The organism is Bacteroidota bacterium (assembly GCA_016195025.1).
Lineage (GTDB): Bacteria > Bacteroidota > Bacteroidia > Palsa-948 > Palsa-948 > Palsa-948.
This window is the reverse complement of the sequence record JACQAL010000017.1, coordinates 1-25,218: the sequence shown is the minus strand read 5'-3', so window position 1 is coordinate 25,218 and position 25,218 is coordinate 1. Positions and strand designations below refer to the sequence as shown.

Annotated in this window: 24 protein-coding genes; 17 read left to right on the top strand and 7 right to left on the bottom strand. The window is 40.0% G+C overall.

Annotation, left to right across the window (positions count from 1 at the left end):
- The first annotated feature begins 44 nt into the window (after positions 1 to 44).
- From HY063_03350 to HY063_03325, 6 genes are read left to right on the top strand one after another with little or no spacing between them, the layout of a single operon-like run.
- Positions 45 to 599 (top strand): DUF1599 domain-containing protein, encoded by a 555-nt coding sequence (locus HY063_03350; GenBank protein ID MBI3500807.1) that lies wholly within the window; start codon positions 45 to 47, stop codon positions 597 to 599.
- Positions 596 to 1,714, top strand: coding sequence for a DoxX family protein (locus HY063_03345; protein MBI3500806.1), 1,119 nt, complete (start codon positions 596 to 598; stop codon positions 1,712 to 1,714). Before HY063_03350 ends, HY063_03345 begins: the two co-directional genes overlap by 4 nt.
- 60 nt (positions 1,715 to 1,774) lie before the next feature.
- Positions 1,775 to 3,088 (top strand): ABC transporter permease, encoded by a 1,314-nt coding sequence (locus tag HY063_03340; GenBank protein ID MBI3500805.1) that lies wholly within the window; start codon positions 1,775 to 1,777, stop codon positions 3,086 to 3,088.
- 57 nt (positions 3,089 to 3,145) lie between these two features.
- A complete protein-coding gene (locus HY063_03335; GenBank protein MBI3500804.1) occupies positions 3,146 to 3,931 on the top strand; it encodes a triose-phosphate isomerase in 786 nt (261 codons plus the stop codon).
- A 7-nt stretch (positions 3,932 to 3,938) separates the two neighbouring features.
- A complete protein-coding gene (locus tag HY063_03330) occupies positions 3,939 to 4,220 on the top strand; it encodes a DUF4160 domain-containing protein (protein ID MBI3500803.1) in 282 nt (93 codons plus the stop codon).
- Positions 4,217 to 4,528 carry a DUF2442 domain-containing protein gene (locus HY063_03325; protein ID MBI3500802.1) on the top strand — a complete coding sequence of 104 codons (312 nt, stop codon included), beginning with the start codon at positions 4,217 to 4,219 and terminating at the stop codon, positions 4,526 to 4,528. The genes HY063_03330 and HY063_03325 overlap by 4 nt, the downstream gene beginning before the upstream one ends.
- 51 nt (positions 4,529 to 4,579) lie before the next feature.
- On the opposite strand, the gene pruA is transcribed toward HY063_03325, so the two are convergent.
- The 4 genes from pruA to HY063_03305 form a co-directional block, all read right to left on the bottom strand.
- Entirely contained in the window at positions 4,580 to 6,277 is a 1,698-nt protein-coding gene (gene pruA, locus HY063_03320; GenBank protein ID MBI3500801.1) for an L-glutamate gamma-semialdehyde dehydrogenase, read from the bottom strand.
- 127 nt (positions 6,278 to 6,404) lie between these two features.
- Positions 6,405 to 6,791: a Co2+/Mg2+ efflux protein ApaG gene (apaG, locus tag HY063_03315; GenBank protein ID MBI3500800.1), complete on the bottom strand. Its 387-nt coding sequence runs from the start codon at positions 6,789 to 6,791 to the stop codon at positions 6,405 to 6,407.
- Positions 6,792 to 6,899: 108 nt separating this feature from the next.
- The gene (locus HY063_03310; GenBank protein ID MBI3500799.1) at positions 6,900 to 7,403 is read right to left on the bottom strand and encodes a hypothetical protein; all 504 of its coding nucleotides are present in this window, start codon (positions 7,401 to 7,403) and stop codon (positions 6,900 to 6,902) included.
- A 119-nt stretch (positions 7,404 to 7,522) separates the two neighbouring features.
- Positions 7,523 to 9,262 carry a M61 family metallopeptidase gene (locus tag HY063_03305; GenBank protein ID MBI3500798.1) on the bottom strand — a complete coding sequence of 580 codons (1,740 nt, stop codon included), beginning with the start codon at positions 9,260 to 9,262 and terminating at the stop codon, positions 7,523 to 7,525.
- Positions 9,263 to 9,387: 125 nt separating this feature from the next.
- On the opposite strand from HY063_03305, the gene lpdA reads away from it, so the two are divergent.
- The gene (gene lpdA, locus HY063_03300; GenBank protein ID MBI3500797.1) at positions 9,388 to 10,782 is read left to right on the top strand and encodes a dihydrolipoyl dehydrogenase; all 1,395 of its coding nucleotides are present in this window, start codon (positions 9,388 to 9,390) and stop codon (positions 10,780 to 10,782) included.
- Positions 10,783 to 10,784: 2 nt separating this feature from the next.
- On the opposite strand, the gene HY063_03295 is transcribed toward lpdA, so the two are convergent.
- Positions 10,785 to 11,138, bottom strand: a complete 354-nt coding sequence (locus HY063_03295; protein ID MBI3500796.1) for a DoxX family protein — start codon at positions 11,136 to 11,138, stop codon at positions 10,785 to 10,787.
- Positions 11,139 to 11,221: 83 nt separating this feature from the next.
- Between HY063_03295 and HY063_03290 the strand changes: the two genes are divergently transcribed.
- The 4 genes from HY063_03290 to HY063_03275 all read left to right on the top strand — a co-directional run bounded on the left by HY063_03290 (position 11,222) and on the right by HY063_03275 (position 16,816).
- Positions 11,222 to 11,443, top strand: coding sequence for a hypothetical protein (locus HY063_03290; protein ID MBI3500795.1), 222 nt, complete (start codon positions 11,222 to 11,224; stop codon positions 11,441 to 11,443).
- 158 nt (positions 11,444 to 11,601) lie between these two features.
- On the top strand, positions 11,602 to 14,136 hold the full coding sequence (gyrA, locus tag HY063_03285) for a DNA gyrase subunit A (GenBank protein ID MBI3500794.1): 2,535 nt from the start codon (positions 11,602 to 11,604) through the stop codon (positions 14,134 to 14,136).
- Positions 14,137 to 14,195: 59 nt separating this feature from the next.
- Entirely contained in the window at positions 14,196 to 14,822 is a 627-nt protein-coding gene (locus HY063_03280) for a hypothetical protein (GenBank protein ID MBI3500793.1), read from the top strand.
- Positions 14,819 to 16,816 (top strand): PKD domain-containing protein, encoded by a 1,998-nt coding sequence (locus tag HY063_03275; GenBank protein MBI3500792.1) that lies wholly within the window; start codon positions 14,819 to 14,821, stop codon positions 16,814 to 16,816. The genes HY063_03280 and HY063_03275 overlap by 4 nt, the downstream gene beginning before the upstream one ends.
- On the opposite strand, the gene HY063_03270 is transcribed toward HY063_03275, so the two are convergent.
- Both HY063_03270 and HY063_03265 read right to left on the bottom strand, forming a co-directional pair.
- Positions 16,817 to 17,977 carry a hypothetical protein gene (locus HY063_03270; GenBank protein ID MBI3500791.1) on the bottom strand — a complete coding sequence of 387 codons (1,161 nt, stop codon included), beginning with the start codon at positions 17,975 to 17,977 and terminating at the stop codon, positions 16,817 to 16,819.
- 129 nt (positions 17,978 to 18,106) lie between these two features.
- Positions 18,107 to 20,956, bottom strand: coding sequence for an insulinase family protein (locus HY063_03265; protein ID MBI3500790.1), 2,850 nt, complete (start codon positions 20,954 to 20,956; stop codon positions 18,107 to 18,109).
- A gap of 286 nt (positions 20,957 to 21,242) precedes the next feature.
- Here HY063_03265 and HY063_03260 point away from each other — a divergent pair, with 286 nt between their 5' ends.
- The 6 genes from HY063_03260 (at position 21,243) to HY063_03235 (ending at position 25,060) form a co-directional block, all read left to right on the top strand.
- Positions 21,243 to 22,514: a tetratricopeptide repeat protein gene (locus HY063_03260; protein ID MBI3500789.1), complete on the top strand. Its 1,272-nt coding sequence runs from the start codon at positions 21,243 to 21,245 to the stop codon at positions 22,512 to 22,514.
- Positions 22,515 to 22,656: 142 nt separating this feature from the next.
- Positions 22,657 to 23,046, top strand: coding sequence for a peptidyl-prolyl cis-trans isomerase (locus HY063_03255; protein ID MBI3500788.1), 390 nt, complete (start codon positions 22,657 to 22,659; stop codon positions 23,044 to 23,046).
- 315 nt (positions 23,047 to 23,361) lie between these two features.
- Positions 23,362 to 23,499, top strand: a complete 138-nt coding sequence (locus HY063_03250; protein ID MBI3500787.1) for a hypothetical protein — start codon at positions 23,362 to 23,364, stop codon at positions 23,497 to 23,499.
- Entirely contained in the window at positions 23,500 to 23,937 is a 438-nt protein-coding gene (locus HY063_03245) for a hypothetical protein (GenBank protein ID MBI3500786.1), read from the top strand.
- Positions 23,938 to 23,944: 7 nt separating this feature from the next.
- A complete protein-coding gene (locus HY063_03240) occupies positions 23,945 to 24,460 on the top strand; it encodes a hypothetical protein (GenBank protein ID MBI3500785.1) in 516 nt (171 codons plus the stop codon).
- Positions 24,461 to 24,556: 96 nt separating this feature from the next.
- On the top strand, positions 24,557 to 25,060 hold the full coding sequence (locus tag HY063_03235; protein MBI3500784.1) for a hypothetical protein: 504 nt from the start codon (positions 24,557 to 24,559) through the stop codon (positions 25,058 to 25,060).
- The last annotated feature ends 158 nt before the right edge of the window (positions 25,061 to 25,218 follow it).

The window sequence follows — 25,218 nt, the reverse complement described above, 5'->3', positions numbered from 1 at the left end:
TTCAGTAATCCTGATAAAAGATTAAATTTGTGCAACATTTCCCTATGAGCAAAACTTCTTCGCAGTTTGATTCAGTCATTAAGCAGTGCAAAGATATTTTTATTAAAAAGATGATGGATTACGGCTCGGCATGGCGCGTGATGCGTACACCGAGCATCGTTGATCAGATTTTTATCAAGACGCAGCGCATCCGCACGATTGACGATAAGGGAACTCAAAAAATAAAAGAAGATATTGGTTCGGATTATATCGGCATTGTGAATTATTCCATTATCGGTTTGATTCAACTCGAACTTGAGAATGATTCCCGCCATGAAATTCCGGTGGAAGAAGCGGGCAAGATGTTTGATAAGTTTTCTATCCAAGCAAAAGCATTAATGGAAAATAAAAATCACGATTACGGTGAAGCATGGCGAGAGATGCGGATAAGTTCGTTTGCAGATTTAATCCTGATGAAACTGTTGCGCGTTCGCCAGATAGAAGACCACAAAGGAAAAACTTTAATCTCAGAAGGCATTGATGCGAATTATTTAGACGTGATTAATTATGCTGTGTTTGCGTTGATAAAGTTGGAAGAAAAAGAACATCACGCTGTATGAAAATACTCATAGTCATTTTTCGAATTTTAGTTGGACTGCTTTTTATTTTTTCCGGACTCATCAAAGCCAATGACCCGCTCGGCTTTGCATACAAGTTGGATGAATATTGGGAAGTTTTCGGAATGGAATGGCTCAAACCGCTTTCACTTTCCATTTCTATTTTCATGTGTGCGCTCGAAGTTTTGCTTGGCTACATGCTTCTGCTCGGCTCACGAATTAAACTTACGCTCTGGCTTTTGCTACTGATGATTTTATTTTTTGCGGGATTAAATTTTTATTCCGGCTATTACGATGCAGTGAAAGAATGCGGATGTTTCGGTGACGCAATCAAAATGACTCCGTGGCAGGAATTTCGAAACAATATTATTATGCTGGTGATGACGATTGTTATGCTGCTCAAAAACTCTTATATCCGTCCGGTTTTTTCCGGAGCGATTGAAAAAATTTTTCTCGCGATTGGAATTATTACTTCACTTTCGTTTCCGCTTTACACCTACAATTATCTTCCCATAAAAGATTTTCGTCCGTATGCGATTGGAAAAAATATTCAGGATGGAATGAAACTTCCGCCCAATGCAAAAACCGACAGCATTCAGATGGTTTTCATCTATGAAAAAAATGGCAAGCAAATTGAACTCACGCCCGAACAAATTAAAACGATTGACTCCACTTATAAATACATTGACAGGAAAGATAAAGTGATTCGCGAAGGAGATAAACCCGCTATTCACGATTTTAGTATTACTTCTCTTGATGGCAGCGATTACACGGAGCAAATTCTGAATTACAATGGATATTATTTTTTTCTTGTATGTTACGATTTGGATAAAACAAACAAAAATATTTTTGGAAAAGTGAATGACTTCGTGAAACTTTGTCACTCAGATAAAGTTCCCATCATTTGCCTTACTGCTTCAGCCGACCAGATTGAATCTTTCAAAAAAGAAACCAGAGCGGATATTGATTTTTATCTGACGGATGGAACGCAACTCAAAACAATGATTCGTTCAAATCCCGGGCTGATGCTTCTGAAAAAAGGAACGGTGATTGATATCTGGCATTATCATTCGTTTCCATCATATAGTTCTGTTCAGGAAAAGTTTTTTAAGAAATAAATGTTAATGATTTTTATTTTGCAATCTACAATCCATAATCTATAATCTTAAATTCGCCTTGTGGGAAGATTTATTTTCAAGCGGCTCTTCTACGGTTTCCTCGTAATGTGGGGAGTGATTACAATTGTTTTTTTTCTTTTCAATATTCTTCCCGGTGACCCCGCGCGCATGATGCTCGGGCAAAATGCAACGAAGGAACAAATTGAGGCCATCAATAAAGATATCGGAAGAGACAAGCCGGTTCTCGTGCAATATCTTCTTTACCTGAATGATATTTCGCCTTTTTCTGTTCACGAAACAAAAAACACCGAAAGTTCTTTTTACCTGAATCCGAAAAAATATTCTTCGGTGATAAAACTTTTTCAGGTTTCTTCCTCGAAAGAATTTGTTTTGAAAATGCCATATCTCAGGCGCTCGTATATTTCGCGCAGACCGGTTTCCGATATTCTTGCAGATACGCTTCCCGAAACTGCAGTGCTCGCATTTGCAGCCATGCTGTTTGCATCCATCATTGGAATTTTGCTTGGCATTCTTTCCGCTGTGAAAAAAGGAACTTGGCTCGACACCGGTTCGCTTTTTTTTGCGGTGCTCGGAATGTCCGGACCATCTTTTTATATCGGCTTGATTGTAGCGATGACATTCGGTTATCTCTGGTCAAAACAATTTCCTTTTCCCACAATCGTACTTTTATTTTTTCTTATGGGAGGGATAATTGGCTCGGTGGTTGGAATCATGCGATTGAAAAAGAAAAAAAACGAAGGCAAAAAAGGCGACATTATTATTCTGCAATTTCTCCGCTGGGGATTCATTGGTTTTGTGATTTGGTTTTCGGGCTATCTCATAAATCTTGCGTGGGATGTGATTCCGTTTATTCATAACTATATTATTTTTCCCGGAACCGGATTGAACAACGAAGGAAGTTTATTCATCATTGATGATTACGGAAACGAACATCTCTCTCTGAAAAATATAATTCTTCCTGCGCTCACGCTAGGAATTCGCCCGCTCGCAATTATTGTGCAGCTCACGCGAAGTTCGTTGCTCGATGTGATGGGGCAAGATTATATCCGCACGGCAAAAGCGAAAGGGCTGAGTTATTACACAATTATTTTCAAACACGCGCTGAAAAATTCTTTAAACCCGGTTGTGACGGCAATCTCCGGATGGTTTGCCGGACTCATGGCGGGCGCTGTGTTTGTAGAATATGTTTTCGGCTGGCGCGGCATCGGTTCCGAAATTGTAAACGCGCTCGACAAACAAGATTTGCCCATCATCATGGGCGGAGTTTTGGTGATTGGATTTATTTACGTGGTGATAAATATTGTGGTTGATATTGTCTATGGAATTTTGGATCCACGCGTCCGTATTCAATAGAAATTAATTTGTAATATTCGTAACAAAATTCGTTACTTCGTTACCAGAATAAAATAGATGAGAAAAAAAATAGTTGCCGGCAACTGGAAGATGAATAAAACCCACGATGAGGGAAGAGATTTCATTGTGGAATTATTTGAGTTGATTGAACAGGAAGAAATTCTATTGGAAGATTCCGGTAAAAAACTTCCTGAGATTGTAATTGCGCCACCGTTCATTCTGCTTTCTGATGCTGGAGGATTAGTGCAGGCATGGGAAGGAAAAATTGCCGCGCAGAATTGTTCTGCGGAAAATAACGGAGCATTTACGGGAGAAGTTTCCGCAGCGATGTTGAAGTCCATCAATGTGGATTATGTGATCATCGGGCACTCGGAACGAAGAAATATTTTTGGAGAGACAAATCAAATTGTTGCAAAGAAAATAGACTCTGCTCTTGAAAATAATTTATCCGTGATTTGCTGTATTGGTGAAACATTATCGGAACGAGAATCAGGAAAAGAATTTCAAACCATCACGCATCAAATTGAAGAATGTCTTTTTCACCTCAGCAATGAACACATAAAAAATATTGTGATTGCATACGAACCTGTTTGGGCAATCGGCACAGGGAAGAACGCCACTCCTGAACAAGCGCAGGAAATGCATAACTATATCCGTTCGGTGATTTCGGGAAAATTTGGAAAAGAAATTTCTGAAAACATTTCCATTCTCTATGGCGGCAGTTGCAATCCGCAAAATGCAAAATCAATTTTTTCGCAGCCCGATGTTGACGGAGGATTAATCGGAGGCGCTTCGCTTATTGCGAAAGATTTTGTGGAAGTTATTAAAGCGACAGTTCAATAATATCAATATGCCTAAAATAGCTCTTTATAAATATCTTTCTTTTTTTATCGTGTCGTATGATTTAAAAGAACGATTGCACTTGCACATTATCAAAACAAAAGGGAAAAATAGCCGGGTAGCTAAAATATGGCTCGAACCTATTAAGGTTTTTGATGCGGGCGATTTATCCAAATCAGAAATAAATTTGGCTGTGAAACTGATAGAGAAAAATAAAGACGAAATAAAAAGTAAAATTCTTAACTTTGCTGAAGGAAAGAAATCAAAACCTCTTTCTTTGAAACTAAAATGAAACCTGAAGGCATTATTAATACTTCTCCGGTAATTGATAAAATAGATTTTCCTGATAAAGGAAGTATTCGTCTTTTTCTTAAGGATGGACGGATAATTATTGTTCCTCTCAAATATTTTCCATCACTCAAACACCTTCGTGAAAAAGAAAGAAAGAAGTATCATATTGGCGATGGACAAATATTAATTTTTGATAACTGTGATGAAGTGTTTCACATAGAACAGTTTTTAGGAAAAGAACAGCGGTACCGCTATCATTTTGAAACCACCATTGCTGCCGAGTCAATGCCAAAGTATGGCAAGAAATAAAAGATCTTCTCTGAATGCAAAAGATTTTGTGGAAGTGATTAGGGCAGCGATTTAATTTTTCTCCAATTCTTTTTTCTTCACAGAAATATTCGGTTCAGTGGCATGCCCGTTCTGTTTTTTATCAGGTTCCAGAAATGGATAACGATAATCAGTAGGAGGAACAAAAAGTTCTTTTATAGTTCTCGGGGCAACCCAGCGCAGAAGGTTAATCATGTGCCCTGCTTTATCGCATGTGCCGGATGCACGTGAACCTCCAAACGGCTGCTGGCCAACCACTGCGCCCGTGCATTTATCATTGATGTAAAAATTTCCTGCAGCGTGAACTAATTTTTTTTCTGCGAGCGAAATTGCATATCTGTCCTGCGCAATGATAGAACCTGTGAGCGCGTAAGGAGAAGTAGTATTTACAAGGTCAAGTGTCTTTTCAAATTTATTTTCATCATATACATGAACCGTGAGCACCGGACCAAAAATTTCTTCGCACATGGTTCGGTAAGTTGGATTTTTTGCCTGTATAATTGTGGGTTGAATAAAATATCCCTTGCTCTTGTCATAATTTCCACCGACAATTATTTGTGTTTCCTTTCTGTCTTTTTTCGCGCGGTCAATGTAGCCGACAATTTTATCGAACGATGCTTCATCAATCACCGCGTTAATGAAGTTTCCTAAATCTTCAGTCGGCCCCATTTTCATAGTAGACATTTCTTCTACAAAAATCTTTTTCACTTCTCTCCACAAGTTGGAAGGAATATAAGCGCGCGAGCAGGCGGAACATTTTTGTCCTTGGAATTCAAACGCGCCTCGCATGATTGCCGTTGCCAAAACTTTTGGGTCAGCGGAACAGTGCCCGATGATAAAATCTTTTCCTCCTGTTTCGCCAACAATTCTCGGATACGATTTATAAATATGAATGTTCTCTCCGATTTTTTTCCAGATGCTTCTGAAAACTTCTGTGGAGCCGGTGAAATGAATTCCTCCGAAGTCGGGAGAATTTAAAACCACATTGGCAGTTTCTGCGCCTCCGCAATGAATCCAGTTGATTACTCCTGCAGGCAATCCTGCTTTGCGGAAAACTTCCATAATCACATTTGCAGAGTAAATTGCCGTGTTGGATTGTTTCCACACAACCGTATTTCCCATCATGGCGCAGGAAGAAGTTAAGTTCAATCCAATCGCAGTGAAGTTAAACGGAGTGAGCGCCCAGATGAAACCTTCGAGCGGGCGCCACTCTAAACGATTCCACATAGCAGAAGTTGAATCCACTTGCTGCTGGTAAATTTCTGTCATGTATTTTACATTGAAGCGCAAAAAATCTATTGACTCGCATGCTGCGTCAATCTCCGCCTGGAAAACATTTTTAGATTGTCCGAGCATGGTAGCGGCAACAATTTTATATCGGTAAGGACCCGCAAGCAGCTCAGCGGCTTTAAGGAAAATAGCAGCGCGGTGTTCCCACGGCATTTCCATCCATTTCTTTTTCGCCTTCATCGCAGCGGCAATCGCTTGCTTCACGTGAGTTTTATCTCCCTTGTGATAATATCCTAAAATATGTTTATAGTCGTGCGGGCAGATGAGCGTAACTTTTTTTCCGGTGCGAACTTCTTTATTGCCAATATACATGGGAATGTCAACTTTCTGCGAACGCATTTCTGCGAGCGTTTTTTTCAGAAGTTCTCTGTCAATGCTTCCGGGAGCGAATTGTTTGATGGGTTCGTTTACTGCGACTGGGATTTTGAATGTGCCGTTCATTGGGTTTTAAGTTTTATTTTTTATCTACTAATTTACTAATCGGTACTAATCTACTAATAACAGCCAGCGTGCAATTTGAATTTTGGTTTTCATTGGTACATTAGTACTCATTCGTAAATTAGTAGATTCAGTTTAGTCGTTGTGGAGCGATTAATTTAAATTCAGGAATCTCTACTAAAAATTTTTCTTTGTCAATAATTCTCATCATCTCATACACGCCTTTCATTTTTCCCATGTCAGTTACTAAGTTGCAAGCGGATTCATATTCGTAAATTTCATTTGGTGTCAGAACTGGTTGCTGACCGACAACGCCATCACCTTCTACCACTCGGTGCTCACCGTTCGAATCAAAAATGTTCCACTTGCGTCTTAGAAGTTGAACAGTGTACTCACTTCGGTTTTCAATCATGATTTTATATGTGAAAAGAAAGTGCCTTGTTTCAGGACGGGAAAATGCATCCTGAAATTTTGTTCGGACAGTAATCTTAACGCCTTTTGTTATTTGAGAAATCATTTCCCGAAATTACAAAGTATTATAATTGGCAGGCAAGAAAATCATAAACAAAAAAACCCCCTCCGAAAAGCGGAGAGGGTCTCATTTAAATTAATCCTACCGGGAAAATTAACTCAGGTGCTTGAGGTTAACACCGTACATGATAATGAATGCAATAGCAAAAATTGCTGTTGCTATTCCCATTGCGCCAGCCATCATTCCACCTACAACAATAAAAGGAACAGCAACGGAAGCAACCTGTCCAAGCGTGTAAATGTAGAATCCGGTTTTTTTCAGTTTCCACATCATAAAAGCGCCTGCAAAAATTACAATGTTAAGTAATGCAACAATTAAAGCGCTTGTAGCTTGCTTGTGCGGGTCAAGTCCCATCATGTTCATAGCATCGCTTGCACTTCCCATAGCGGCAGCCGCATCAGTACCGCTCGCGCCAGCATCTTTCATGGCATCGCCCATGGCTCCGCCCATTCCTTCCATTAACTTAGAAGCAGCATTCAATGCCCACCAGCTCCATAATCCGCTGATTAAGCCCAAGCCGGTGCCAATGAATGAAAGGATACACAGTACCTTTAAAAATCCCGGACGCTTTGGTCCTTCTGTAGTTGTTTGTTCCATTTTAATTTAGGTTTTGGTTTTTGTTTTTGGAAATTTAATTATACAAAGCACGAATTTTTTTGGGAATCAGCACTAATAAACTTATTAACAATAAAAGAATAAATGTTAGTATTCATTTTTTAAAATTTTCTTTTCGACCATGAAGTAAAGTTTTTCATTTGGTTTTCGGTGGGGGTCAGTGTCTTTTGAACATAATGAACTTTATAATATTCCTCAGATGAAGGCGCGAACGAAATCATTCTCACTTTTCCGGCATTACTCACAATTAATTTTATTTCACCGGCACCAAAGTAGCGCGCCCATTCCCCAAAATTATTTTTTACCGCATAGCCATTGATGGAAATAATTTCATCGTTTAACTGAATGCCCGCTTTCTCCGCAACGGAATTGGGAGAAATAGCAATTACTTTTGTAACGGGAAGGTTCTCGCTTATCTTAAAACCATAATGCTTTTCATGAAACTTTTTTGAAGAAGCCGTCATAAGTTGCAGACCGATGTAATCAATACATTCCCTTAAAGCATTTTCATACGAAGCGGGTTTATAAACATAAGTGCTGAAAAATTCTTCGAGCGGATGACCTGCGAACTTTTCGCAAACATTTTTATAATCTATTTCTGTATATCCTTTTCCTTTCTTTGCAAACTCATTATATAAATGACGCATCACGTCATCCAACGATTTTTCGTTGTCGGAATATTTTCGAATGAGTAAATCGGTCATCAACGCAATTAAACATCCTTCAGAATAAATAGAAGTTTTTCTATGAGGAACAATTTCTGAATATCCATCTAGCCAGGAATCAAAAGAAGAATCCGCAACGCTGAGATTATATCTTCCAAAGTTGTCGAAATGATTTTGCAAGTGCTTTGAGAGAACGCGGTTTACTTCAAACTCAGAATAAATTCCCGAGCGGAACAAAAAGAAATCTCCATAGTAAGTTGTTACGCCTTCCGCCACAAAACCTAAGCGCGAATAATTTTCTTTTGTGTAATCATACGGAAACATTTCTGCCGGGCGAATTGCTTTTATGTTCCACGAATGAAAAAGTTCGTGCGAGCTCACGCTGAGAAATTCCAGGAAAGCATCTCCGCGCATGATTTCATACGAAGGTCCGAGCGTAATCACGGTGGAAGAAAGATGTTCAACACCGTGATGAAATTTATAGGGAAGAATCTGAAAAAGGAAATGGTATTCATCCGAAGGAATCGTTCCTTTCATTGTAACAAACTGTTCGTTGATGAAAATAAAAAAGTCATTGATGATTTTCGGCCAGTTGGGTTTGCACTCTCCGTTGAACCATAAATTAAATTCCACGCCATCGAGCACAAAGATATTATGCTGAATGGTGGCGCTCACAATTAAAGGAGAATCGGCCAACTCATGGTAAGATGTTGCCCCGACCCTAAAGGGAGAAACGGTTTTGTCTTTTCTCTTTAAAGAAGTGGCGAGCAAATAATTTTTTGGTGTGTGAATTTCTACTTCGCAAGCGTCATTAATTCTTTCAGGAATATACACGCAGCAGTTCACAGGATTAACGTAAAGCTGCTTTTCATCCAGATAAGTTGAGCCCGCATTCAAATCAACCGCGTAGTAAGAATATTTTATGTGAAGTTCTTTTACTCCTTTTGTCTGAATCTTCCAGCAATCTTTTGTGATTTTGTGAAATGAAAGTTGATTTCCTTTTTCATCAAACGCGGAAAATGTTTTTACATTCTTGGCGAAGTTTCCGAGCTCATATCTTCCCGGACGCCATGCAGGAAGTTGAATCAACGTTTCATCGGCAGAAATTTTATCAGCGATAAATTCAATATCTATTAAATGTTTTTGCGGCTCGGAATATGAAAATATATATTTCAAACTGAAAAGAATGGATTGCGAATTTATAAATCTTTGCCGACTGTTTACTGCAAACTGCCAACTGATTTTTTTCTACTTTCGCAAAGAATTTATAATTCATAATCTATAATTCATAATTTCTAAAAATGTCTTACGATTTAATTATCATCGGTTCCGGCCCCGGAGGATATGTTGCCGCCATTCGCGCATCACAGCTCGGAATGAAAACAGCAATCGTTGAACGCTCTGAGTTGGGCGGAATCTGTTTGAACTGGGGATGCATTCCCACAAAAGCGCTTTTGAAATCCGCGCAGGTGTTTGAATATCTGAAACACGCTGCCGATTACGGAATCAAAGTGAACGGAGGCGAAGCGGATTTTTCCGCGGTAGTGAAACGTTCCAGAGATGTGGCGGATGGAATGAGCAAAGGAGTTCAGTTCCTGATGAAGAAAAATAAAATTGATGTGATAAAAGGAACTGGAAAGGTTAAGGCGGGAAAGAAGGTTGAGGTTAAGGATGAAAGCGGAAAGATAAATACCGTTGAATCAAAAAATATTTTAATTGCCGTTGGCGCTCGTTCGCGTGCGCTTCCCAATCTTCCGCAGGACGGCAAAAAAATTATCGGTTACCGCGAAGCAATGATTCTTCCAAAAATGCCGAAGTCAATGGTGGTAGTTGGTTCAGGTGCGATTGGAAGCGAGTTCGCCTATTTTTATTCTGCAATGGGAACAAAAGTTACGCTCGTAGAATTTTTACCAAATGTAGTTCCTGTAGAAGATGAAGAAGTTTCAAAACAATTGGAGCGCTCTTTCAAAAAAATGGGAATGGAAGTTTTAACTTCTGCAGAAGTTCTTTCGGTTGATACAAAAGGTGAGGGCTGCAAAGTGAAAATTAAATCTTCCAAAGATGCAACTGAAATTCTCCGCGACTGTGATGTGGTTCTTTCCGCAGTAGGAATTGCCGCCAACCTTGAAAACATAGGGCTGGAAGAAGTTGGAATTGCAACTGACAAAGGTAAAATTTTAACCAATCCATATTACCAGACAAACATTCCCTGCTACTATGCAATTGGCGATTGCGTAGGCGGACAAGCCCTTGCGCACGTTGCATCTGCTGAAGGAATTATCTGCGTAGAAAAAATTGCGGGGCATAATCCCGAGCCGCTCAACTATAATAATATTCCCGGCTGCACTTATACTTCTCCTGAAATTGCCTCGGTGGGTTTTACCGAAAAGCAAGCGAAGGAAAAAGGTTTTGAAATTAAGATTGGAAAGTTTCCTTATTCCGCCTCGGGTAAAGCCAGCGCAGCAGGAGCGAAGGACGGTTTTGTGAAATTAATTTTTGATGCCAAGTACGGAGAGGTTCTCGGTGCACACATGATTGGTTTCAATGTAACCGAAATGATTGCCGAAATTGTTGTCGCAAGAAAACTTGAAACCACCGGGCATGAAATGATTAAATCGGTTCATCCGCATCCGACCATGAGCGAAGCCATCATGGAAGCCGCAGCGCAGGCATACGGGGAGGTGATTCATTTGTAAAATTATTTTACATAACTCCACGCCCACCAAATCAAAACCGGCTGAAGAGGAAGCCGGAGTAGTGTAAGCCAGAAATAGTTGCTTTTTCTTTTTCGGAAGTCAGTCATCATTTGAATGTTTGCCGGAAAAATAGCAACCAGCATTGCAATGAGAAACCATGCGCCAATAGTTCTTGTCATTTCCGGAATCAACAGTAAAGCAAAAACAATTTCGCAAACACCGCTGAAATAAATCATCATGTAGTGAAATGGAATCCACGGAGGCATTATTCGTTTATATGCTTTGGGAAAAACAAAATGCAGTATGCCTGCAATTACATATCCTGTTATCATTATGTAAAAGGAAAAGAGTTGCATAACCAAAAGTAATATTTTTGCTTTGAATTCTTTGCGGTTGCTATTCCGAAACCAATATATTTGCACCGGCTAAGTGAAGGAGTATGAAGCAGAAAGCTTTATTCGCGCTGTTTGCAGCGGTGTTATTCGCTTTTCAAGCATGCGAAAAGTGCATTGAATGCAAATATAAAAGCAATGCAGGCGATGAGCGCGTGGCGCATCACTGCGGAAAAGGAAATGATTCTTACAAGCAGCAGTTTCAGCATGAGTTTTGCGACACTGCCAAGAATGCCGCTTCCTGCGGATGTGTTGATGTTTCTCCCTGATTATTGCATCTGAAAACTTCCTTCCGAATCTCTTTTTCTATTCACATTTTTTAACGAAGAAGTGTTCATAATTATAGTTGTTTTACTACCTTCATCCACTGTTCAAAAGGAGTATTTTCGGGCAGTTAAAAACAACAACTTTTCATAGATAAACCCCTATGGCAGAAGATAAAATCATTCCCGTAAATATTGAAGACGAAATGAAAGTCGCTTACATTGATTATTCAATGTCTGTGATTGTTTCGCGCGCATTGCCCGATGTGCGCGATGGATTAAAACCCGTGCACCGCAGAGTTTTGTATGGAATGCAAGACCTCGGAGTTTTTTCAAATCGTCCCTATAAAAAGAGTGCGCGCATTGTCGGGGAAGTTCTCGGCAAATATCATCCGCACGGGGATTCCTCTGTTTACGATACGATGGTTCGCATGGCTCAGCCCTGGTCATTGCGTTATCCGCTCGTTGACGGACAGGGAAATTACGGAAGCGTGGATGGCGATCCTCCTGCGGCAATGCGTTATACCGAAGCGCGCATGCGCAAGATTGCAGAAGAAATGCTTGCCGATATTGAAAAAGATACCGTTGACTTCCGCCCGAATTTTGATGACTCGCTCACCGAGCCGACTGTTCTTCCTACGAGAATTCCAAACTTATTAGTGAATGGCGCTTCGGGAATTGCAGTGGGAATGGCAACCAACATGCCTCCGCATAACCTCACAGAAATTGTAAATGCAACCATCGCTTATATAGACAACCGCGACATTACGGTGGAAGACATGATGAAAATGGTGAAAGCGCCCGACTTTCCTACAGGTGGAATTATTTACGGATACGAAGGCGTGAAAGAAGCATTTGAAACCGGAAGAGGAAGAATTGTGATGCGCGCCAAGTATGAAGTGGAAGAACATAAAGGAAGAGAAAGAATAATTGTTTCTGAAATTCCTTACCTGATTAACAAAGCGAAACTGATTGAAGACACCGCGAATCTTATCCAGGATAAAGTGATGGAAGGCATTTCTGAAATCCGCGATGAATCAGACAGAGACGGAATGCGCATTGTATATGAACTGAAAAAAGAAGCCATCGCGAAAGTGGTGGTTAATAATCTTTTCAAGCGCACCGAACTTCAATCAAGTTTCAGCGTGAACAATGTTGCGCTGATTAACGGCAGACCGCAACTTCTCAATCTCAAACAACTCATCGCAAGTTTTGTTGACTTCCGCCACGAAGTGGTGGTGCGCAGAACAAAATTTGAATTAGCCGAAGCCGAAAAGCGCGCGCATATATTGGAAGGATATTTAATCGCGATTGACAATTTAGACGAAGTCATAAGAATAATCCGCGCTGCTAAAACTCCTGAGATTGCGAAAGAGGGTTTGATGGAAAGTTTCAAACTTTCCGAAGAACAGGCGAAAGCAATTCTTGAATTGCGTCTGCGTGTTCTCACCGGACTTGAGCGCGATAAAATCCGTGCGGAATACGAAGACCTGATGAAGATGATTGCGTTCTTAAAAGATGTATTAGGAGATGAAGTTCTCCGCTATGAAATCATCAAGAACGAACTGAATGAAGTAAAAGAAAAATACGGTGACGAGCGCAGAACAGAAGTTGTTTATGCCGCTGACGAACTGAACATGGAAGCGCTCATTCCCGATGAACAAGTGGTGGTTACAATTTCTCATCTCGGATATATTAAGCGAACAGACCTCACTGCATACCGCAGGCAGAGAAGGGGAGGAGTGGGCGCAAAAGGAAGTGCCACAAGAGAAGAAGATTTTCTCGAGCACATGTTCGTAGCGAGCACTCACAATTATCTTTTGTTCTTCACGCAGAAGGGAAGATGTTTCTGGCTTCGCTGCTATGAAATTCCCGAAGGAGGAAAAGCAACCAAAGGGCGCGCGATTCAAAACGTGATTCAGATTCCGCCCGATGATAAAGTGAAAGCATTCGTTAATGTGAAAAATCTTACCGATGAAGAGTATCTGAAAAATCATTTCGTGGTGATGTGCACCAGACAGGGAACAATTAAAAAGACAACGCTCGAAGCGTATTCGCGTCCTCGCGCAAATGGAATTCACGCCATCAGCATTGATGAAGAAGCAAAAGATGAATTGCTCGAAGCAAAACTCACCGATGGAAAATCTGAAATCATGATTGCATTGAAATCAGGAAAGGCATGCCGCTTCCCTGAATCAAAAGTCCGCCCGATGGGACGCACAGCAGGCGGAGTTCGCGGAATACGACTCGATGAAGAAAAGAAAGGCGATGAAGCAATCGGAATGATTTGTATCAGCAATCCCGAAGTGCAAACCGTTCTTGTTGTGACAGAAAAAGGTTACGGCAAGCGCACGGGAGTAGAGGAATATAGAATTACAAACCGCGGAGGAAAAGGAGTGCGTACGGTAAAAATTACAGACAAGACGGGAAATCTTATTTCAATAAAAGATGTAACGGACAAAGACGACCTGATGATAATCACCGCTGAGGGAATTACCATCCGCATGTCTGTAAAAACATTGCGAGAAATGGGAAGAGCCACACAAGGCGTCCGCCTCATTGATTTGAACGAAGGCGATGAAATTGCAGCCGTGGCAAAAGTGGATATTGAGGAACAGGATGGCGGAGATGAAAAAGAAGAAACTCCATCAATAGAAAATCCACCGGCAAACCCTGAAACTCCAACGGAAGAAAGTTAGAAGTTTGAAGTTAGAGGTTAGAAGTTAAAACATCAAGCATCTAACCTCTGGTCTGACAAATGAAAATAAGAAATTACATAAGGAAAATTATTTTTCTGTTTTTCGTTTGCGCACCCTTCTTTGGTTGCCGCCACACGCGCTATCTTACCGAGCAATACATTAAAACAAATGTTGAAGAGCATAACGGAAATGAATTCAGTCGGCTCGAAACATATTCTATTTTTCAAAAACATTTGCACAATCAAAGCGGCTCATTCAAAGGATTTGCTTATCTGGAACTCACAGGATACAAGCATAAAGGAAAAACCGGAATGGTAATTGGCGCGGAAAAATATCATTTGAACGGAAAAAAACTTTTTAAAATACTTACCTTATCTTCTTCACTGGAAACAAACATTACCTATGTAAATCTTGATTTGAACCAGTGCAAAGCGCTTTTGTCAAATTACAAAGACCTGCGCCAGAAAATAAAAGCCGAAAAACCAAAACCATTTGTGGCAATTTACCAGGACTTCAACGCATCAAAAGATTTTTACATCAGTTACCGCGCAAGTTACAATCCGCTTTTCAACAAACCAAAAACAAAGCATATTGATTTCTGGATTAAAGGAGAAAAATATCATTTGAGAACAAGAATCTTTATGAAAAAATTTATGAACTTTATGAAATATTACGCTTCCGAATGAAAACTCTTTTACTTCTCACCGCATACTGTTTGCCGCTTACTGTTTTTTCCCAGCCGGTTATTCAATGGGAAAAAACTTTTGGTGGGAGCAGTTTTGATTTCGCGCGCTTCCAGCAAAAAACCAGCGATGGAGGATATGTGACTGTGGGTTATTCCAATTCCACCGATGGAGATGTAACAACTAATTACGGAAGTTTTGATATGTGGGCGGTGAAGTTTGATTCCCTCGGAACTATTCAATGGCAGAAATCCATAGGAGGAAACGGATTTGATTTGGCGTGGAATGTTTCGCAAACTTTAGATAAAGGATTTATTCTTTCCGGTTTCACTGATTCAAACGATACACTTATTTCCGGCAATCACGGCATGACCGATGTGCTGATTGTGAAACTTGATTCCGCAGGAAATGTGAAATGGAAAAAAGTGTATGGAGGCAGCAACGATGACGGCAACATTGAATCGGGAATTCTTCCTATGAAAGACGGAAGTTACATGGTTACCGCAAATACTTTTTCAAACGATGGAGACGTGAGCGGAAATCACGGCTCGGGCGATTTCTGGGTTTTCAAAATTGATTCGGTAGGAAATCTCAAATGGCAAAAATGCTTGGGCGGAAGCAGTGATGAAGATTCGCACACCATTGTTCCAACCAACGATGGCGGGTTTGTAATTGCCGGTCATAGCGATTCAAACGATGGAGATGTAGGAACTACCAAAGGATTGGATGACGAGTGGATTGTGAAAATTGATTCAGTTGGAAATATCAAGTGGAGCAAAACTTTTGGCGGAAGCAACGATGATGTGGCGTTTTATCTTACGCAAACCAGCGACAGCGGCTATGCGGTAATCGGCTATACAAATTCCAATGACGGAGATGTTACCAACAATCATGGCGGAATGGATGAGTGGCTGATTAAACTTGATTCAGCCGGAAATCTGAAATGGCAAAAAACTTTTGGCGGAAGCAGCGGTGATTACGGAACAAGAATTCTTACTTCGCCCGATAACGGATTTGTTCTTGCCGGATATTCCAATTCCACCGATGGAGATGTTACCGGCAATCACGGAAGTTTTGATTACTGGATTCTGAAAACAGATTCAATTGGAAATCTTCAATGGGAAAATTCTTTCGGAGGTTCGGGATTGGATGATGCGTATGCGCTTTCTCCCGCGTACAACGGCTATGTGATTTCCGGCTATACAAATTCAAATGATGGAGACATAAGCGGCAATCATGGCGCAATGGATATTTGGTCGCTGAGAATTTGCATAAAGCCCGCTGCGAATTTTATTTCTGATACTTCCGTTTGTCTGAATGATTCCATTCAGTTTATAAATCTTTCCGTTAATTCAAATCAGTGGAACTGGAATTTTGGCGATGCAAATTCTTCCTCCGCTTTTTCTCCTTCGCATGTGTATGCTGCTGCCGGTAATTATACCGTTACGCTCGTTGCTTCCAACGGAACCTGCACGGATACCATAAAGAAAAAAGTAACCGTGAATGTTCTTCCGGTTTCTTCCTTTGCCGATACTACCAATGGCGACACGGCTTACTTTACAAACAACTCCCTTGCCGCTTGTTACTATACTTGGAATTTTGGAGATGGAAATAATTCTTCCGCGCAAAATCCCATTCATACATATTCCGCAAACGGAACCTATTCGGTTTGCCTTACAGTATATTCCTGCGATAGTTGCCAGTCAATTTTCTGCAAGGATGTTTCCATTCTTGTGCTGGGAACAAATGAAGCGGAACAAAATTCTTTTTCTATTCGTCCCACTCTTTTTACCGATGGAATAACAATCAGTTCTTCTTTCAAAAAAGAAATTGAGGTTGCTGTTTACGATTTGCTTTCAAGAGAAGTGTACAGCAAAAAAATTGCAGAGCCGAAAAGTGAAGAATATCTTCCGTTAGGAAATCTGGATAGGGGAGTGTACCTGCTTAAAATTTCTTCATCCGAAAAAATTATTTCTTATAAAATCATCAAGGAATAATTATTTGTACTTATCCGCTTTTTCATTTTCGCCAAGCAATATATAAACTTTGCGCAGGCGCTGCTTGACGGCTGCATCGGGTTTTAACTGGTAATATTTTTCAAAGTAGGTTGCCGCTTTGCGGAAAGTATCGTTGCTCTTTGTTTCATAGTCCTTCGCTTTTGCTTTTTCGCTGGGCGGAAGGTCATTGAGTTTTTTATTCCACTCATTTCCCTGGTTAAAATATTTTGCGCCTAAGTTAAACAAGGCATATTCATTTTTCGGATTGATGTCAATTGCTTCCAGATATTCTTTTTCAGATTTGTCGGGTTCATTTAATTTATCATAGAGGTTTGCAAGAGCGGCATGAAGCATATCGCTGTTCGGATTTATTTCCACTGCGCTTTCAAGTTTCTGTTTCAGCACATCGGTTTTCTTTTGCTTCATCAGAATGTCAATCTGCATTTCAATCAAATCCATATTGTCTTCAAACAGCGCAAGCCCTTTATCGAGCGAAGAGAGAGCGGCAGCCGTATCTTTTTCCGAAAGATTTAATTTCGCCATGCTTGAATAAATGGCAGGAACTTTATAGTTCATTGACATAAGTTTATTCCCCGTCTCTTTCGCTTTTGCATTGTTGCCGGAAGAATAATAGGCGCGGTATTGCGACCACATTATGTTTTCGGCAGTAACGTTTCTGCGCTTTAACAATTCATCGGCATCATACGGCAGGGCGGTTTTCAATAATTCATCTGCGGCAATTGCTTTTTCATATTCTTTATAGGGCAAATAAATTTTTTCCGTTTTGTTCCACAACTCGCCCGCGCTCACCGCCAGTCCGCCTTTCAAATCATCCTTGTAAAATTTTTCTTTGTCGAGTTGATAACAGCGCACAAAACTTTCCACTGCTTTTTCTGCCGCATCGGCATCGAGCGCATTTACTTTCCGGCTGGTATCGGAAAAAATTGCCTTGTAAGCCTGCCCGCGGTAAAGCCATGCTTTCGCCATCTCTTTGGTTTTTTCATTTGCAACAGAAGCATCGGCAGAAGTTTTTGCTTTGGCGTAATTTTTTTCACCCAGATACATGTATGCATTTTGCACTTCAACATTTTGCCCTTCGACTAAACTCAGAGTGACAAAAGCAAATTGAAAGAGAAGAAGAAGAATTATTTTTTTAATCATACTATTCGTTTTATTTATCCAATCATCTATTAATTTACAAATCTGTACTAATGTACTACTAGCAGCCATCAGTTTTTGCATTCCATTAGTACATTGGTAACCATTCGTACTTTGGCAGGTTAACAATTATCAGTCCGATATTTTTTTGAGTTTGATGTTTGAAAGATTGGGAGCGTATTGCGGCTCGGCAGCATATTTTTTCAACTGCGCGTCAATCGCCATTTTATCTCCCACCACCAGCATGTTCAGCGGAGATGTTTTCATGTATTTTTTGATTTGCGCGTTCGCTTCCTCTTTCGTAATGCCTTTCAGAATGTCATTCTGCTTCTGCGTGTAATCTTTTTCCAAATTATATTTCACAATATCCGAAAGGAAAAACAATTTCTGCATGGACGATTCATACTTGATGGCTTCCTGGTTGAGCATGGAATTTTTTGTGTACTCCAGTTCCTTGTCGGTTATTCCGTTGGTATTGTAATTCTTCATCTCCTTCATGATTTCTGCCAGCGAAAGCGCGGTGGATTTCCGTTTCACCGAAGAAGAAATCAGAAACTTTCCGGTGTACGCGTTTCCGCTAAACGCAGAACGAATGCCATACGTATATCCTTTTTCTTCGCGAAGGTTTAAGTTAATGCGGCTGTTGAAATTTCCTCCGAACGCAAAATTAACAATGCGGTTCTTAAAGAAATCTCCGTAGGGCTCATACTTGTTGGAAGCATATCCCATGTAAACCACCGTTGACGGAGCGCCCGCCATGTCATAAATATAAAACTGGTCAGCAGTTTGAGTAACAGGGGCGGGAGGAGCGGGAACAGTAACATTTTTTGAAGGCCACTTGGAAAGAATATCCAATTTTTGTTTGGCAACTTCATTGTTCACATCTCCTACAACAGTAATTTTTGCAAGGGTAGGGGTGTAGTTTTTTTCATAGTAGTCCTTCACATCCTGCAATGAAATTTTATCTACCGATTTCACCGAAGCAGAAAGGCCCAGCGGAGTTTCGCCATAGAGCACATAATCGAAAAGTTTAGTTGCCGTTTGTTCCGGCTGTTTTGCTTCCTGCTGAATGTTATTGCTCATTTCTTTTTTCAGCCGCTTGAAGTCATCTTCTTTGAAAGCAGGGCGGAATAATTTCTCTTCCAGAATTTTCATGGTAGCGTCTAAATTTTCTTTGAGCGAAGAAACCGTAATCACGGTGCTGAGTTTGTTTGCCGAAAAAGAAATATCGCTTCCCAGTTTATCAAGTTCCGCTTCCACTTGTTCGGATGTATAATTTTTTGTGCTTTCGTTCATCATGTTTGCGGTAAGTGATGCAATTCCTGTTTTTTTAGAATCGGCATTCACCAGTTCTCCGCCATCCATTTCAATGCGCAGTTGAACAATGGGTGTTTCGCTGAAAGAAGTTCCAATCACTTTAATTCCGTTGCTGAGCGCAAACTGGAAATAATCCGGAACCTTCACTATTTTGGGAGCGCCCGGAACCGGACGAACTCCTCTGTCAAATCCATCGGGAGTGGGCTGATACGAAAGACCGTTGTATTCAGGATTTGCTGTAAAAGTTTGCCCGGCATAGGGGTTAGAACTCTTGGCAGAATCTTTTGCACTGATGATAGGGTAGGTGTTCAGAATTGCCGCGCCCGCACTTTTAATGTATTTGCTGAACACGCGCGTAATATCTTCTTTCGTCACTTTGTTGTAGCGGTCAATTTCATCCTGAATGGAAGAATTTTTTCCGAGCAGGCGCTCCCATTCCGACATCATGAGCGATTTTTGAAACACACCGTCAAGCCCGTCATAAATGGAAGTAATCTTTTTTGCTTTGGCGCGTTGAAGCGCATCATCGGTGATTCCTGTTTTTTCAAATTCATCGAGCGTGGCTTTCACATTTTTGTCAATCTCTCCGAACAAATTCTCGTAGTTGAAATCATCGGGAGGATAGGCAATCACGCCAATTTGAAATTCACCGCTCAGTTCCTGATTGCTATGTTGCGCAAATGCTGTGGCTGCTTTTTCATTCTTCACAAAGTTTTTATAGAGCAGTGAGTTTTTGCCTGAACCAAACATATCGGCAAGCAAATCCAAAGCCGCTTCATCGCGGTGATATTGCGGAACGGTGGGATATACTCTCAGGTTCAAGGGAAGAAACACGCGGTCGCGGTAAGCGCCATATTTATCCTGCGGCAACACCACCTGCGGAGCGCGCACCTTTTTCACTTCGGGGCATTGCTTCAATGTTCCGTAATATTTATCAATCCATTTCAATGCCTGCGCTTCATCAAAGTCACCGCTCACGGCAAGAATGGCATTGTTAGGTCCGTACCAGCGAAGGAAAAAATTCCTCACATCATTCATGGAAGCGCGGTTCAAATCATCGGTATATCCAATCACGGGCCAACTATAAGGATGCCCTGCAGGATAAAGCAATTCATTTATTTCTTCTTCAAAGCCGAGCGCGTAAGGTTGGTTCTCTACGTTCTGCGATTTTTCATTCTTCACTGCGTCACGCTGGTTTTCAAATTTGCGTTCGTAAAGAGAGTCGAGAAGAAAACCCATTCTGTCTGCTTCCAGCCAAAGTGCGGTTTCAAGATAATTGGAAGGAAGCGTTTCAAAATAAGTGGTCTTGTCGTGCTCGGTAAAACCATTCATGTTTCCGCCTGCGGTCTGAATAATTTTAAAATGTTCTTCATCGGCAATGTGCTTGGAGCCCTGAAACATCATGTGCTCGAAGAAATGCGCGAAGCCGGATTTTCCCAAGTCCTCCCTGTAAGAACCCACTTTATAAGTTACGGCAACGTTCACAATAGGGTCGGAGTGGTCTTCGTGAAGAAGAACAGTCAATCCGTTTGTGAGTTTATATTTTTTATAGGCAATTCCAACCTTACCTGCCGGCACATCTGTTTTTTCAATTAACTGCGGCTGGGCAACTGCAGAAATAATAAATGCGCTGAATGTAACTGAGAGAAGAAATATTTTTTTCATGGTAGTAATTTTTTTGTGGGGCGAATATATAAATCTTTTTATTGCGGGTAGTATCAGGAACTCACCCCGACCCCCGGTCACCCCTCTCTTTTTTGATAGTGTCTCAGTTTGTATTTCTTCGTGTGGTTTTCTTAGTGACTTCGTGTCTTAGTGGCAAAAATAAAGAAAAGCATAGCCACGAAGGCACTAAGACACAAAGGTTCACTAAACAAATTTCAAAATGAGACACTACCTCTTTTTTAAAGAGAGAGGATGGGGGAGAGTTTTTCATACTTTTGGAACCGTTATGAAAAAATACATTCTCATTTTATTTATTGCCGCAGGCGGAATTTCTTATTCCCAAAACAAAAACCTGAACAGCGCCACTGCGCTTTACGAAGATTATAAAAAGTTCAACGATAAAAACTCGCTGCTGCAGGCGAAAGAAAAAATTGACCTTGCCGCAAAAGATGAAACCACGGCAGGCAAGGAGAAAACCTGGTTTTACAGGGGAGAAATATATCTTTCGCTTTTTGATTTGAACCTGAAAAACGAAATGAACAAAAGTGCCGATGGCGACATAAACAAAAAACTGCTGGGCGCTTATCAAGCCGTTTCAATGAATGAACTGGACGAAGCGCTCCAATCGTTTCAGAAGGAAACAGAGTTGGATGAGAAAAAAATTTATTCCGATGATGCCAATCTGAAAATAAAAGTGATTGCAAACGATTACAGCGACCGCGCCTATTCAAGTTTGAGAAATAAAAATTATGCCGATGCAGTTCCGTATTATGAAAAGTCGGTTGAAATGAAATTAAAAATGAACGTTACCGATACAGCGTCCATCAATAACCTGGCGGTTGCCGCTTCGCACGAGAAAGAGTATAAAAAAGCAGAAAAGTATTATGAAAAGTTAATTGCAATCAACTATAAACCCGAAACCAGTTATTTAACCATCATTCAACTATACAAGGATGCAGAGGATACTGCTTCTCTAAGAAAAATCATTCTGAAAGCCAGCGATGCAATGCCCGAAAGTTATTTGCTGCTGATTGAAAAAATAAATCTTTATTTGAAAAGCGGAAAATCAGAAGATGCCATTGCAAGCATTCACCGCGCATTGGAAAAAAATCCCGACAACCACGAACTGCATCTGGTGCTGGGGCAGACCTACAATAAAGTGGCATTTCCGAAAGATGCGGCAGGAAACGATTTGCCGCGGACTGCCAACTCAGCCGGACTGGCGAAAAAAGCAGAAGAAGAATTTAACAAAGCAATAGAGTTGAAGCCCGGTTATTTTGCAGGGCTCTATAGTTTGGGAGTTTTCTACAACAACATGGGCGCAGCCATTATCAATGAAGCGGAAAACACCAAAGACCCAAAGAAAGTAAAAGCCGAAGAAGCAAGAGCCGATTCAATTTTTCAAAAGGCAATTCCGCTGCTGGAAAAAGCGCACGAGTTGGATGCAACCGATAAAGACACCATGCGAACCCTCCGGCAACTCTATGCACGCACAGGACAGGGAGAAACAGAGAAATATAAAAAGTTAGATGCGGAGTTGAAAGGGGGAGGGAAGTAATTCGTTTGATAAAATAATTCCAAAACCTGCCTGCCATACATACGGCAGGTAAACCGGCAGGCAGGCATGAATGTATGCGAATGATGCGAAAAAAAATTCTTCATAAATATCAACAAAGCAACTTGCATGAAATTAATTTAAAATGAAATTCAAAATTATTTTTTCAATTCTTCTTTTATTCATTTCATCTCATTTAATTTTAGGGCAATCACACAATAAATTTGATACCGCAGAAAAAGATATAGCCAGGCAAAAAATTGATTCCATTCGGGAAGCGATTGTTTCAGGAAAAATAGATTTTGCTTCTGCTGCCATTAAATTTTCAATGGACCCCGGTTCTGCGGCAAACGGAGGATTATACAAAAACATTCAGCGTGGAACGTTTGTCTCCGAATTTGAAGCAGTGGCTTTTTCAATAAAAGAGAAAGTAGTTTCAGACGTATTTGAAACAGAATTCGGTTATCATATTCTGATGGTAGATACAAAACAAGGAGATGAGATTAATGTCCGCCATATTCTTATTATTCCCTAAAATATATAATATAGAGTAGTAGGGCATAAATTCGTATTGTTGTAGTATATAGAATTCACATTAACTTTTAAATCTAAAATCACATGGTTTATATAAAAATCGTGGTTATTATTAGGAAATAAGAATTTAATATAATAATAATTATGGTGCAAATCTTGAAAAGAAAGAAAACATGAACGGGCATTCTTTATTAGAAGAACACGAAACAAAAAACTAAGAAAAGGGAGCGAAGCGGCTTAAAAGCCAGGGGAGAGAAAAAGAGCAAGACAATTGCAGTTTGTTCACTCTCCCCCTTTGCCCATAAAAAAAATAAACATGGATAAAAAACTTTTACTCGGGGAAATATGGAAGCAAGTGCCGGTGCGCATAGATATTCTTCAGAATGGTTCTCCGCTTCCGGAAGATGAAGCACGCGCCTGGTTTCCTGAAATAAAATTAAAATACATAAGCTGAATGTTCCCCGAAACCCTTCGCAAATTCCATTGCTGCAATTGCGGGAAAAATTTTCCGGAAGATGGCGATCAGCCCATCGGAACCATCAGCTGCCCGTTTTGCGGAAGCAATAATATTGACAATGCCGAAAATTCCATCCCCGCCCTTCCCTCCCCCATCGGGGGAGGGAATGAGGGAGAGGGCAAGAAACGCTTCATCCTGAAAATTTATTCCGGCATAAAAAACTTTCATCCCATTTATTTTATTTCTCCGGAAGATACCAGCGAAATGCGCCCATTGGGCAACCTGAGCATGAAAGGAATTGAACTTTTGCAGTCCGAAGGAATGCTTACCGAAATTCCAGCCACCGAAATAATAGAAAACTATTTCCGGCATAAATGGCTGCTATCTGAAATACAAAGCAGTAAATATTTTGAATTGAAAATAAAAACCAACTAATAAAAAAATGGAAATACTCGAAAAAGCAAAAACCGAATATCCATCGGCAGACACTAATGGAAAATCTTTACTCAAAAGAATTTTTGGCGAAGACGCCTTCAAAAATAATTCCGATTGGATAGAACTATTCCAAAATTTCTGTAAGAAAAATAATCTCACCATCACGTATGATTATTCAAAGAGAAAAGAAGCGGGATATGCTTATCTCCCGCATGAAAAACTTGTGGATGCCGAAGATGAACACGAAAATGCTTCGTGCATGATTCGGAAAATAATTGCGCTGAATAATAAAGAGAAAAATTTTATACCGGATTATAAAAACAAATCGCAAAGGCGATGGTTTCCTGTTGGAGAAATGACAGAAGCGGGTCTCGTTTTCTCGCATACGTTTTACGAGTATTGGGGTTCGAGTACGCTTGCGTTTGTCGGTTCCCCCTTTGTTTCTCCTACATCAGATGAAGCAAAACGGCTTTTCGTTGAATACCTTTCCATCTATGAAAAATATTTAATAGTAACCCAATAAAACAAATACCGATGAAATCGAAAAAAGAAACGGATATGACAACCTATTGGTATTTAGGCAAAAATCATACTTTTGACAAAACTAATATCAAAAGTAATGAAAACATTAAAATCTCCACAAAGAATAATTCCTTCTTCATTGGCATTTATAGTAGATTGTATTGGATTTTATCAATTCTTTTTCCACAATTCCAATTCCCAAAATCCTATGAATAATATTGATTATACATGGCTTATTATTTCTTGTGTAATTACAATCTTACTTGCAATATTTTATTTTTATTGGAAGATTTCTGATAAGATTGGTTTAGTTAATACTAATATTCTATACAAGATAAATTCTGAAAATATAGAATTGAAAAATAAAATAATCGCATTAAAAAAGTTTAGAGATTTTGAATCTAATGAAGAACAGATTTTTCGTAGAAAATTTTTGTCAGTATTTATAAAGGTAATAACAGAAGCCAAAATTTGGAAATTAGGAACTCCAGACGAATTGACAAATATAACGGGCAAACAATTAACCAAATTAATTGAAGAAAAAGTTTTAGAATACAACAAATATTTTTCAGAAGAAAAAGAATATAAAAGAGAAGAATAATGAACATAGTAGAAATATCGGATATAACAATTAATTGGTATTTAGGCAAAAACCATACTTTTGATGAAACTAAACTCAAAAGTAATGAAAAATATTTTAAAAATCATAGGAATAATTTATTTATCAGTAGAAATTCTGGCAAACCTTGATGGTGCATT